Annotated in this window: 13 protein-coding genes; 10 read left to right on the top strand and 3 right to left on the bottom strand. The window is 70.2% G+C overall.

Going from position 1 to position 11,056, the window contains the following annotated elements:
* Positions 1-4 precede the first annotated feature (4 nt).
* Positions 5-406, bottom strand: coding sequence for a type IV pilin protein (locus tag BLP38_RS10975; RefSeq protein ID WP_091357351.1), 402 nt, complete (start codon positions 404-406; stop codon positions 5-7).
* 405 nt (positions 407-811) lie between these two features.
* On the opposite strand from BLP38_RS10975, the gene BLP38_RS10970 reads away from it, so the two are divergent.
* From BLP38_RS10970 to BLP38_RS10955, 4 genes are all read left to right on the top strand, one after another.
* Positions 812-1,390, top strand: coding sequence for a GTP-binding protein (locus tag BLP38_RS10970; RefSeq protein WP_091357349.1), 579 nt, complete (start codon positions 812-814; stop codon positions 1,388-1,390).
* 19 nt (positions 1,391-1,409) lie between these two features.
* Positions 1,410-1,817 (top strand): roadblock/LC7 domain-containing protein, encoded by a 408-nt coding sequence (locus BLP38_RS10965; RefSeq protein ID WP_091357347.1) that lies wholly within the window; start codon positions 1,410-1,412, stop codon positions 1,815-1,817.
* A 95-nt stretch (positions 1,818-1,912) separates the two neighbouring features.
* Entirely contained in the window at positions 1,913-2,272 is a 360-nt protein-coding gene (locus BLP38_RS10960) for a hypothetical protein (RefSeq protein ID WP_091357345.1), read from the top strand.
* An 80-nt stretch (positions 2,273-2,352) separates the two neighbouring features.
* A complete protein-coding gene (locus tag BLP38_RS10955) occupies positions 2,353-3,306 on the top strand; it encodes a DUF2510 domain-containing protein (protein ID WP_091357343.1) in 954 nt (317 codons plus the stop codon).
* Between the two features lie 9 nt (positions 3,307-3,315).
* Here BLP38_RS10955 and BLP38_RS10950 read toward each other — a convergent pair whose 3' ends face one another.
* Positions 3,316-3,867, bottom strand: a complete 552-nt coding sequence (locus BLP38_RS10950) for a GNAT family N-acetyltransferase (protein ID WP_091357341.1) — start codon at positions 3,865-3,867, stop codon at positions 3,316-3,318.
* A gap of 180 nt (positions 3,868-4,047) precedes the next feature.
* Here BLP38_RS10950 and dnaK point away from each other — a divergent pair, with 180 nt between their 5' ends.
* From dnaK to BLP38_RS10925, 5 genes are all read left to right on the top strand, one after another.
* On the top strand, positions 4,048-5,910 hold the full coding sequence (dnaK, locus tag BLP38_RS10945) for a molecular chaperone DnaK (RefSeq protein WP_091357339.1): 1,863 nt from the start codon (positions 4,048-4,050) through the stop codon (positions 5,908-5,910).
* A gap of 2 nt (positions 5,911-5,912) precedes the next feature.
* Positions 5,913-6,503 (top strand): nucleotide exchange factor GrpE, encoded by a 591-nt coding sequence (locus BLP38_RS10940; RefSeq protein ID WP_091357337.1) that lies wholly within the window; start codon positions 5,913-5,915, stop codon positions 6,501-6,503.
* Between the two features lie 12 nt (positions 6,504-6,515).
* Entirely contained in the window at positions 6,516-7,499 is a 984-nt protein-coding gene (locus BLP38_RS10935; RefSeq protein ID WP_091357334.1) for a DnaJ C-terminal domain-containing protein, read from the top strand.
* A 10-nt stretch (positions 7,500-7,509) separates the two neighbouring features.
* Complete coding sequence (locus tag BLP38_RS10930; protein WP_091357331.1) at positions 7,510-7,944, top strand: heat shock protein transcriptional repressor HspR; 435 nt, start codon at positions 7,510-7,512, stop codon at positions 7,942-7,944.
* A 175-nt stretch (positions 7,945-8,119) separates the two neighbouring features.
* Positions 8,120-9,046: a DUF559 domain-containing protein gene (locus BLP38_RS10925; RefSeq protein ID WP_091357328.1), complete on the top strand. Its 927-nt coding sequence runs from the start codon at positions 8,120-8,122 to the stop codon at positions 9,044-9,046.
* 42 nt (positions 9,047-9,088) lie between these two features.
* Here BLP38_RS10925 and BLP38_RS10920 read toward each other — a convergent pair whose 3' ends face one another.
* Positions 9,089-9,679, bottom strand: a complete 591-nt coding sequence (locus BLP38_RS10920) for a hypothetical protein (protein ID WP_091357325.1) — start codon at positions 9,677-9,679, stop codon at positions 9,089-9,091.
* 177 nt (positions 9,680-9,856) lie between these two features.
* Between BLP38_RS10920 and BLP38_RS10915 the strand changes: the two genes are divergently transcribed.
* Entirely contained in the window at positions 9,857-11,056 is a 1,200-nt protein-coding gene (locus BLP38_RS10915; protein WP_091357322.1) for a glycosyltransferase, read from the top strand.

Raw genomic sequence — 11,056 nt, 5'->3', positions numbered from 1 at the left:
GTGCTTACGGCGTGGTCGGCGCGGCGGTGCAGGACGGGCCAGACTGCTTGGACTCCTTGCCCGTCTCGGCGACCGTGACGCAGTAGTCCGTGATCGTGGCTCCAGAAGTCGGCTGGATCGTGATCGTGTACTTGGTCCCGTTGCGAAGGTTGTTCAGGCCGAGGTCCTGAGCCTTGTTCTGCGACAGGTTCGACGCGACCTGCGTAGCTGCGTTCGCGGCGACGGTGGCACGGGCGTTGTCCTCAGCCTGTGCCTGCAGGCCCGTGAACACGGGGACGGCGATCGCGGCGAGGATGCCGAGGATCACGACGACGACGATGAGCTCGATGAGCGAGAAGCCGGACTCGCCGGTCTCCTCCTTGCGACGGTTGCAGGCGGCCATGTAGTTCTTCAGCGATGCACGCATGTGCAGATCTCCTTGCTGGTCCGATGTGTTGGGACGCGAGGCGACGCGGACAGCAGGGCACGCCGAAGTGGCGCTCACCCGGAGACTCCCCAGTCGACCACCCCAGTGCGGTCACGGGCTCCCCAGGGCAGGGCCCCCGCGCATCCCACTATGCCCAGGCGAAGGGGCGAAAAGGGGTGCCGGGCGCTCAGTCGTTGCTCAGCCTTTCCTCAGTCCCCGGCGTGGGGCCCGGAACGGCCCTCGGCGAGTCGATCCGTCCCCCTAAGCTCGGGTCTCGGTGCGGGGGAGGGACCCCGAATCGCCGACGGGGGACCGCGAGCTGGGGCTCGCATCCGATCGCTCACGCGTCCATCGCGTGGTCCGATCAGCCGCGTCCGGTCGCACCGACCGAGGGAGAGAGCGCGCGTGGCGGAACACGTCATCCTGTTCGCCGGGCCGATGGGCGCCGGTAAGACGACGGCCATCCGCAGCCTGAGCGAGATCGACGTCGTCTCGACCGAGGCCGCCAACACCGACCGTGCCCAGGCCGACAAGGACACCACGACGGTCGCCCTGGACTACGGCGAGCTCACGCTCGGACCCGACGAGAAGGTGCGCCTCTACGGCGCCCCCGGCCAGAAGCGGTTCGACTTCATGTGGACGGTGCTCGCCGAGCGGGCAAAAGGCCTGCTGCTGCTCGTCAACAACGACCTGCCCGACCCCATCGCCAAGGTCATCGAGTACCTCGGTGAGTTCGAGGCGCTCGTCGCCGGCGGCGCCGTCGTCATCGGGGTCACCCGCAGCGACGTCGCGCCCACGCCCGACCTCGGCGCGTACGCCGACGCGCTGGCGCAGTGGCATCCCGATCGCACCATCCCGGTCTTCACGGCCGACCCGCGCAGCACCGACCACATGCGCACCCTGCTGCTGACCCTCGTCGCGAGCGTCGAAGCAGCCGAGATCATCGCGTCCGCCACGAGCGACGCCTCCGAGACCGCCGCCTGAGACGCGAGGACGACCCCCCATGAGCACCGCCCTGCACCAGGACGCCGACGTCATCGCACTCGCGACCGACGTCCTCGGCGCCTTCGCCGCCCACAGCACCTCCCTCACCTACGCGAGCGTGCTCACCGACGACGGCTTCGAGGTCGCCTCGCAGCACGGCGCCGTCGCGCAGAACGGCGGCCGATTCGCCAGCATCGCGAGCTCGCTGCAGGCCCTCGGCGAGGCCGCCGTGCGAGAGCTCCGTCTCGGCGGCGCCTCGTCCGTGCTCGTCTTCAGCGACGCCGGTCACATCGTGCAGGTGCGCGTCGAGGGCAGCACGCTCGTCCTGGCCGCCCTCTTCGGCTCGGGCGAGACGCTCGGCCACGCCCTCGCCCTCGCCCGGCGCGCGGCATCCGATCTCGGTCGCAGCCTGCCCCGCACCGGGTGATGCCTTCTCTGCGACTCACCCCGCGCCGCACGGCGGGCGCGACCCGGCGGGAACGCCGACAGACCACCCGAACGCCATCTGACAAAGGACACGACATGGCAAACATCCACGACTCCCTCGCGAAGCTCATGACGATCGACGGCGCCATCGGCGTCGCGCTCGTCGACTCCGGCTCGGGCATGGCCCTCGGCACCCTGGGCACCGGCCTGGACCTCGAGCTCGCCGCTGCCGGCAACACCGAGGTCGTCCGCGCCAAGCTCAAGACGATCGCGGCCCTCGGCCTGAACGAGTCAATCGACGACATCCTCATCACGCTGTCGTCGCAGTACCACATCATCCGTCCGCTGGCCGCGGCGCCCGAGGTCTTCATCTACATCGCCCTCGACAAGGCGCGCGGCAACCTCGCCCTCGCCCGTCTGTCGACCCGCGAGGTCGAGAAGCAGCTCGAGCTGTGATCGACCGCGGCGGCGGATCCTGCACCGGGTCCGCCGCCGCACCGCCTGACCCGTCGCACCGGCCCACACGAGGAGACGAGATGACCACTGACGCGCAGACCGCGGCCGAATGGCGCCCAGACCCACTGGGGATCGCCGCCTACCGCTGGTGGGACGGCTCCGGCTGGACCGGCTACACCTCCGACACGGATGCCGGGACTCCGACGGCCGTCGACCCCGCCGCCCGTGCGGGTGTGCAGCGCGAGGTGCACGTCTCGGCGCCGGCCGCGGCGCCCGTGGTCGAGCAGCCCGCCGCCGCGCCCTACGCCGCGGAGCCCGCGGCGCCCACGATCGGCGGGCCGACCCGCGGGCCGTGGCCGGCATCCCTCCCCGACTCACCCGTCCGGCGCGCGACGACCCTCGAAGAGGCCGCCGCCGGGCTCGGCGCCATGCCCGAAGGCGTCGCCGACGACATCGACTGGTCGCGCCTGGCCCTGCGCCTGAAGACCGCGATCGAAGCCGGCGAGAACGACCTCATCGAGGTGCGCGCGGGAGACCTGCCGCCCCTCGTGCTCGACGTCGCGCAGCACGCGTACTGGTGGGACCACCCGCTCGCCGACGTGCCGGGTCGCGTCACGTCGATGACGATCCTCGACGTCGACCGCGAGGCGCACCTGGCCGCAGAGCCCGGGCGCGACCTCGACCCGCTGCTGTGGGCCGTCGCTCACGCGTCGTTCGAGGCATCCGCTGCGCCCTGGATGCGGGCGGGCGACCGCTACCGCCTGCACCGCTGGCCGAACCTGACCACGCTGCCGCATCAGCCGCACCACCTGCGCGCGATCTCGCTGCTCGGTCAGGCGGCCCTCACCGAGGACGAGTTCTCGCGCGTTGCCGATCTCGACGCCCGCGAGGCGCGGCGCCTGCTGACGACCTTCAGCCTCATGGGACTGCTGCGCGTCAGCGCGGCCGAGGGGCGTTCGGTCTTCGTCGCGAAGCCGAAGCCCGCCGGCGGCGGACTGCTCGGACGACTCGCCAAGTTCTTCGGCGGGCGCTGAGTCCGACGCTCAGTCGGCGCCGGGAACGTCCCAGACCACGGGTGTGACGGTGCCGTCGCGCCAGTCGCGGCGCAGGATGCTGTAGGCGACGGATGCCAGCAGTCGCCCGTCGTCTGCGGGCCAGCCCTCGCGGTAGTAGGCCTCCTGCACCCAGCCGCAGCGGACGAACACCCGCCGCATCGCGATGTTGTCCTCCCGCGTCTGCCCTTCGAATCGGTTGACCTCGGGCATCGTCGTGAAGACGTGGTCGGTCGCCGCCCGCAGAACGTCCGCCGCGAGCCCGTGGCCGCGGTGCGCCGCGTCCAGTCGCAGGTCGAACAGGGGAGCGTCGTCGCTGAGGTCTTCGAGCCGGAAGAAGCCGATACGGCCGTGCTCGTCGGAGTCGATCCAGAACGACGCGTGATCCTCGTCGGCGTACGCGCCGTCGTCGATCGCCGCGGCGATCTGCGCCGCCGTGGGATCGGTCCGCACGTGGAACGGGAACGACTGCGACGTCATGAACGAGATCAGCGCCTCGCGGTCGGCGCCGGTGGGATCGAGGGACGTCAGGCGGATCGGCATCCGTCCACGCTAACGATCGACCGGGGTGGCGCCGAAGTCTGCAAACTTGATATGAGTCGGCTCAAGTTGGTTTGACGCTCGCGAGGTGTCGGAGTAGCGTTGAGTCATCGCGGCTCAGGTTGTGGCCAGGACCGCGGAAAGACTTCAGATCTACGCAAACGCCACACGAAGGAGAATCACATGGCACGTGCAGTGGGAATCGACCTCGGAACGACCAACTCGGTCGTCGCCGTCCTCGAAGGTGGCGAGCCGAAGGTTATCGCCAACGCCGAGGGTCTGCGCACGACCCCCTCGGTCGTCGCATTCACGAAGGACGGCGAGGTGCTCGTCGGCGAGACCGCCAAGCGCCAGGCCGTCACGAACGTCGACCGCACCCTGACCTCCGTCAAGCGCCACATGGGCACCGACTGGAAGACCCAGGCGATCGACGGCAAGAACTACACGCCGCAGGAGATCTCGGCCCGCATCCTCCAGAAGCTCAAGCGCGACGCCGAGCAGTACCTGGGCGACACGGTGACGGATGCCGTCATCACCGTCCCCGCCTACTTCAACGACGCCGAGCGTCAGGCCACGAAGGAGGCCGGCGAGATCGCGGGCCTCAACGTGCTCCGCATCATCAACGAGCCCACCGCCGCAGCCCTCGCATACGGTCTCGACAAGGGCAAGGAGGACGAGCTCATCCTCGTCTTCGACCTCGGTGGCGGAACCTTCGACGTCTCCCTCCTCGAGGTGGGCAAGGACGACGACTTCTCGACCATTCAGGTGCGCTCGACGGCCGGTGACAACCGCCTCGGCGGCGACGACTGGGACCAGCGCATCGTCGAGTACCTGATCAAGCAGTTCAAGGACACGAGCGGTGTCGACGTCTCGAGCGACAAGATCGCCCTGCAGCGTCTGAAGGAAGCAGCCGAGCAGGCCAAGAAGGAGCTCTCGAGCTCGCAGTCGGCCTCGATCAACCTGCCCTACCTCTCGCTGACCGAGTCCGGCCCCGTCTCGCTGTCCGAGACGCTGAGCCGCGCGAAGTTCGAGGACCTCACCAAGGACCTGCTCGACCGCACCAAGAAGCCCTTCGAGGACGTCATCCGCGAAGCCGGCATCAAGGTCGCCGACATCGACCACGTCGTGCTCGTCGGTGGGTCGACGCGTATGCCCGCCGTGAGCGAACTGGTGAAGAAGGAAGCAGGCAAGGAGCCCAACAAGGGCGTCAACCCGGACGAGGTCGTCGCCGTCGGCGCCGCCCTGCAGGCCGGCGTCCTCAAGGGTGAGCGCAAGGACGTGCTGCTCATCGATGTCACCCCCCTGAGCCTCGGCATCGAGACCAAGGGCGGCATCATGACCAAGCTCATCGAGCGCAACACGGCCATCCCGACCAAGCGCAGCGAGACCTTCACGACCGCCGACGACAACCAGCCGTCGGTCGCGATCCAGGTCTTCCAGGGTGAGCGCGACTTCACCCGCGACAACAAGCCGCTCGGCACGTTCGAGCTCACCGGCATCGCGCCGGCACCCCGCGGCATCCCCCAGATCGAGGTCACCTTCGACATCGACGCGAACGGCATCGTCCACGTGTCCGCCAAGGACAAGGGCACCGGCAAGGAGCAGTCGATGACGATCACCGGCGGCTCGTCGCTGCCGAAGGACGACATCGAGCGCATGGTGCGCGAGGCCGAGGAGCACGCGGCCGAGGACAAGAAGCGCCGCGAGGCCGCCGAGGTCCGCAACCAGGCCGAGACGCTCTCGTACTCGATCGAGAAGCTCCTCACCGAGAACGCCGACAAGCTGCCCGAGGACGTGAAGACCGAGGTCCAGGCCGACGTCGACGCGCTCAAGACGGCGCTCGCGGGCGACAACGACGACACCGTCAAGGACGCCTACGACAAGCTCAACGCGTCGCAGACCAAGATCGGCGAGGCGATCTACGCCGCGAGCCAGGCCGACGCCGCCCAGGCGCCGACCGATGCTCCGGCCGGCGAGCAGCCGGCATCCTCCGATGAGGACGTCGTGGACGCCGAGGTCGTCGACGACGAGGACGAGAAGAAGTAAGCATGGCGGACAAGGACTTCGAGAAGCCGGACGAGGGCGACGACGTCGCCGCGACCCCGGCCGAGGAGTCGGCCCGGCCCGCCGAGGATGCCGACACGGAGCCGGAAGCGCTCACGGTCGACGACATCCTCGGCGCGGCCCAGTCCGACGAGGCCGCCGTCGCGGACGCGCCGGAGGAGGAGCACGACCTGCTCCTCGACCTCAAGCGCGTGCAGGCGGAGTACGCCAACTACCGTCGCCGCACCGAGGAGCAGCGCGAGGTGGAGCTCGCGCGCGCCAAGGGCGCCGTCGCCAAGGGGATGCTCCCCGTGCTCGATGATCTCGATCGTGCCGAGAAGCACGGCGACCTCGCCGAGGGCAGCGCGCTGGCCGCGATCGCCGAGAAGATGCGGGCGGTCGTCGCCCGCCTGGGAGTGGAGCGCTACGGCGCTGCGGGCGACGCGTTCGACCCGCAGCAGCACGAGGCGATCTTCCAGGCGCCCACACCCGGCACGACCGAGCCGACGATCCTCGAGGTCGTAGAGGTCGGTTACCGCCTCGGTGACCTCGAGCTGCGTCCGGCGAAGGTCGTGGTCGCCGTTCCGGCCGAGTAAGGAGGCGCGCTGATGGCCAGTCAGGATTGGTTCGACAAGGACTTCTACAAGGTGCTCGGGGTGTCGAAGGACGTCTCCGATGCCGACCTGAAGAAGACGTACCGCAAGCTGGCGCGCACCTACCACCCCGACTCGAACGCGGGGGACCCCGCGGCCGAGGCGAAGTTCAAAGAGGTCAGCGAGGCGTACTCGGTGCTCAGCGACAAGGAGCAACGAGCCGAGTACGACCAGCTGCGCGCCATGGGGTCCGGAAGCGCCCGCTTCCAGCCCGGGGCGAGCGGCGGGTTCGAGGACGTGTTCAGCCGGTTCCAGCCGGGTGGCGCGGGCGGCCAGCAGGCCGACTTCGACGACCTCTTCGCGATGTTCGGGCAGCAGAGCGGCGGACGCTTCGGCTCCGGTCGGTTCGGGCAGTCGAGCGGCGGTTTCCGCGGCTTCGGCGGACCGCAGCGCGGGGCCGACGTCACCGCCCGCACGACGCTCGACTTCACGACCGCCGTGAAGGGCGACACCATCACGCTCCAGGGCGACGACGGCAAGCCCATCAAGGTCAAGATCCCCGCGGGGGTCTCAGACGGGCAGAAGATCAAGCTCCGCGGTCGCGGCCGTCCCTCGCCGGACGGCGGGGAGGCGGGCGACATCGTCCTCACGGTCGGCGTGCGCCCGCATCCCGTCTTCACGCGGGAAGGGCTGAACCTCCGCATCCATGTCCCCGTCACGTTCACGGAGGCGGCGCTGGGTGCGACCATCGAGGTCCCGACGCTCGGCGGCGACAGTGTCAAGCTGCGCGTCGCGCCGGGGACCCCGTCGGGGCGCGTGCTGCGCGTGAAGGGCCGCGGGGTGCAGACGGCGAAGGGCACCGGCGACCTGCTCGCCGAGGTCCAGGTCGCGGTCCCCACGCACCTCGATGCCGCCGCGCGCGAAGCGCTGGAGCGCTTCCACGAGCTGGAACCCAAGGAGAATCCCCGCGCCGACCTGATGGCCAAGGCGCGCGAGTGAGGTGAGACGCATGGCGAACGAGCAGGTCGACGAAGACGCCCCGATCCTGGCGATCGCGGTGGCCGCTGAGCTCGCCGGCATGCACCCGCAGACGCTGCGTCAGTACGACCGGCTGGGACTCGTGGTACCGGCGCGCACCCGTGGTGGGTCGCGCCGGTACTCCCTCCGGCACGTCGCGCAGCTGCGCGAGGTGGCGCAGATGTCGGCCGACGGCGTGAGCCTGCCGGCCATCTCGCGCATCATCGACCTCGAGAACCAGGTGCGGATGCTGCGCCGCGAGGTCTCGGGACTGCAGGGCCGCCTGCGCGACGAGGTCGCCGCCCGCCGCGGCGCCCGCGTGTTCGCCGCCGGCGCGACCGGCTCGGTCGTCACGCTCCGCCAGGGCACGCGCGTGCGCCGCGCGACCGACGTGGTGCTCTACCGCCCGCATCCCCCGACCGACTGACGCGGCGACGCGTCGGCGCGACGCCGCCGAGAGGTCGCAGATGGTCGCCCGGCGGGGGAGAAAGCGGCTAACTGCGACGTCTCGAGGCTTCTCCAGAAGGTGCGCCGCGCGAGGGCCGTACACAGGGCTGCGGGTTCGGGGTCGGCGACAGCGGAGATAGCGGGATCGTTGTCGGATGCCGAGCGTCCTTCCCCCGGAGCTGCCCGACCGCTTCCTGGTGGGGCACGCGCTCGACGCCGGTGTCACACGCCGTCGCTTGCGGCATCCGTCGTTGGCCGCACCGTTCTACGGCGTCCGCTCGCGCGAGCAGGCGAGCGACGTGGTGGCGCTCGCGTGCGGGTACCTGCCCAAGCTGCGGGCACGAGAGTACTTCTCCCACGCGACGGCGCTCGTGCTCGCGGGTGGTTGGGCTCCTGACCGACTCCGAGCCGTTCTCGACGTGACCGCGATCCCGCCGACCGTGCGCGCTCGGGGGGCGGGCGTGCGTGGGCACCAATCGCAGGAGGCACGCGTCCGGTTCGTCGGCGGGATGCCGGTGGCCGAGCCGGCCGCCGCGTGGTGCCAAACGGCATCCCTTCTCACCGACCGTGAACTCGTGGTCGCGGCGGACTCTCTTCTCCGTCGGCATGATCCCGTGCTCACCGTCGATGCTCTCGAGGCGGAAGTCGGCGGTCGGGACGGGGCGCGCGGCGTGCGTCGACTGCGACGTGCGCTCGCGCTTGTAGAGCCCCGCACGGATTCCGTCGCCGAGACATTCCTTCGACTGGACGCGCGAGAAGCGGGACTGCCGCTCTTCGAGGTGAACGCCGAGATCCGGGATGCGCACGGCCGGTTCCTGGCATACGGCGACCTCGTCCATGCGCCCACGAAGGTCGTCCTCGAGTACGACGGGCAGCAGCACCGCCTCGACGACCGCCAGTATGCGCGCGACGTCGAACGCCTCGACGACCTCGCCGCCGCCGGCTGGCGCGTCATCCGCGTGAACCGCTCGCATCGCGGTCCCGCCCGTCGAGCCATCCTGGAACGCGTGCGCAGCACCCTGGTCGCGCGGGGCTGGCGCGCCGAGACGTCGCACATGGTCGGGCAGCGGCGGCGAAAGTGACCATCTGCGACGGCTTGACGACGGCCGAGCGGATGCCGGGGGTCAGGCGGGGTCGATGCGGAGGGTGCCGGGGCCCTCGCCGACGGTCAGGTCGGTCACGAGGCGGAGCGAGCGCGCGAGCGCGTCGACGGCGGGGATGACGGTGCCGAACCGCTCGCGGTCGGAGATGACGGCGGTGAGGGTGACGAGGTGGGTGCCGGTGTCCCAGGTGTACGAGGCGAACGGCGTCTGACGCGGGTTCGGCGGCAGGGGCATCTCGAGCTTCTCGCCGACGCCCAATGGGGAACCGGTGAACGAGACGGTGTCGTCGTACTCGATGGGCATGCTCGCGCGCATGGTCCGCAGCTGCGGCGTGAGCTCCTGCACCTGAGCCATCGCGACGAGGAGCTCGGGGTCGTCCTTCCACACCCAGGCCAGCAGGCGTCCGTCGGCGCGGCGCATCAGCGCGGGGATCGCCTGGCTCATCGCCCACGCGGCGACCTTGCTGCCGGGCTGCTCGCGACCGAAGGCGGCGTTCGCCTGGGCGAGCAGCATCCCGATCGCCTTCTTGCGGGCGCGGCGTCCGCGGAACCCGAACGAGCCGGTGATCGGAACCCACTGCGCGGGGTCGGCCTGGGCGGAGATGCGGGTCATGCCGACAAGCGTAGGGGGGTCGCCTTCGACGGTCCTGAGCCCGGGGCGCGCCGACCTCCCAGCGGGCCCGAAACGGCTCGCGGGCTAGAATCGAGCCCCGGCGCCCCGCACATCCCTGCGCCCCACCGGCGAGAGCCCCTCGCCTCCGACGCACAGATTGGCCCGTACCCCGTGACCATGACGCCCCCGGACGGTCCCGCTCCCGAGCGCGGACCCCTCACCATCGTGATCGCGGCCGACACGTTCGCGCCCGACGTCAACGGAGGAGCCCGCTTCACCGAGCGTCTCGCCGCCGGCCTCGCCGAGCGCGGCCACCACGTGCACGTCGCCACGCCGAGCGTCGGGCACCGCAACCACGGCGTCTTCACCGAGGTGATCGAGGGGCAGCCGCTCACGGTCCACCGTCTGCCCGGGTGGCGCTATCGGCCGCACGACTGGCTGCGCTTCGTCCTGCCGTGGATGGGCAAGCACTACGCGCGCCGACTCCTCGACCAGGTCGACGTCGATGTCGTCCACAGCCAGTCGCACATCGTGATTGGCCGCGCGCTGACGCGCATCGCGAACCAGCGCGGCATCCCGGTCGTGGCGACGAACCACATCATGGCCGACAACATCCTCGACTTCACGCTGCTGCCGAAGTTCCTGTACGACATCTTCCTCAAGCTCGCGTGGGCCGACGCGGAGCGCACCTTCAAGATGTCGCGCGCCGTCACGACGCCCACCCGCAAGGCGGCGGAGTTCCTCGAGAACACGATCGACATCCATGGGGTCGTCCCGATCAGCTGCGGCATCCGCAAGAGCAACTACACGCCGAACCTCGAGCCGCGCGAGAACCGTCGCCGGGTGCTGTTCGTCGGACGACTCACGACCGAGAAGCACGTCGAGGTCACGCTCGAGGCGATCGCGAAGCTGCCCGACCTGAACCTCGAGTTCGAGATCGTCGGCGGCGGCGACCAGCGCAAGAGCCTCGGACAGGTGACCGAGCGTCTCGGCCTCGCCGACCGGGTCACCTTCCTCGGGCGGGTCTCGGAGGAAGAGCTCCGCGCGGCCTACACCCGTGCCGACGTCTTCGTCATCGCATCGGTGGCCGAGCTGCAGTCGATCGCGACGATGGAGGCCATGGCCTCGGGTCTGCCGGTCATCGCCGCGAACGCCGTCGCGCTGCCGCACCTCGTGCACGACGGCGAGAACGGCTACCTGTTCGAGCCGGGCAACTCGGACGAGCTCGCCGAGAAGATCCGCACCGTGCTCACCGCCGACCAGGCCGACTACTCGCGGATGCAGCAGGCCTCGCTCGACGGTGTCGAGATCCACGACATCGAGCGCACGCTCGACACGTTCGAGAAGCTCTACCGCGGCGAACCGCTCGACGGCTGA

The sequence above is a fragment of the Microbacterium sp. LKL04 genome, from assembly GCF_900102005.1.
In the GTDB taxonomy this organism is placed as follows: domain Bacteria; phylum Actinomycetota; class Actinomycetes; order Actinomycetales; family Microbacteriaceae; genus Microbacterium.
This window is presented reverse-complemented; position numbering and strand designations above follow the sequence as displayed.